Consider the following 571-nt stretch of genomic DNA (forward strand, 5'->3'; position numbering starts at 1 on the left):
CAACGCAAGACAATGGTTACAACTTGTTTATTGATGATTTAGAGCTATTTGAAATCCTTATCCCCGACACTATTACTGTGAATACATCAGGTCAATTTTGTACTAATGATAAATTGGCTACTGGAAATATAAATTTAAGCGGTGGAACTTGGCAATGGTTCAAAGATTCTGTGGCTTTGGTGGGTGAAACAAATGATAGCTTAAACTTGAATAATTATGGGCCTGGTGACTATTCGGTAATTTATACCCTCAATGGAGAATGTCAAAGTCAGAATTTTGAAGTGCTACCAGACATATTACCTTCAGCTTTTAACTTCACTGATAACGGATGTGAAAATATACCTATTTTATTAGATGGCGCCACTTCAATTCCTGCAAACCAAAATAATGTATTTGTATTGAATACCTATTGGCAGTTAAACGGATCAACTATTGCTTTTAGCGAAGACACATTATATGATTTTTCAACTGCGGGGATTTATTATTTAAATTATATTGTTGAAACGAATTTAGGCTGTACCGATACCGCCGCCCAAACCATTACCATTCATCCGAGTCCAGTTGTCGATTT

1 protein-coding gene is annotated in these 571 nt (G+C 35.6%); it reads left to right on the forward strand.

Annotation, left to right across the window (positions count from 1 at the left end):
- Positions 1-571 (forward strand): hypothetical protein (locus DNU06_RS17915; protein WP_199399045.1); only part of this gene is annotated, 571 nt, incomplete at both ends.

It is taken from the genome of Putridiphycobacter roseus, assembly GCF_003234935.1.
GTDB lineage: Bacteria > Bacteroidota > Bacteroidia > Flavobacteriales_D > Crocinitomicaceae > Putridiphycobacter > Putridiphycobacter roseus.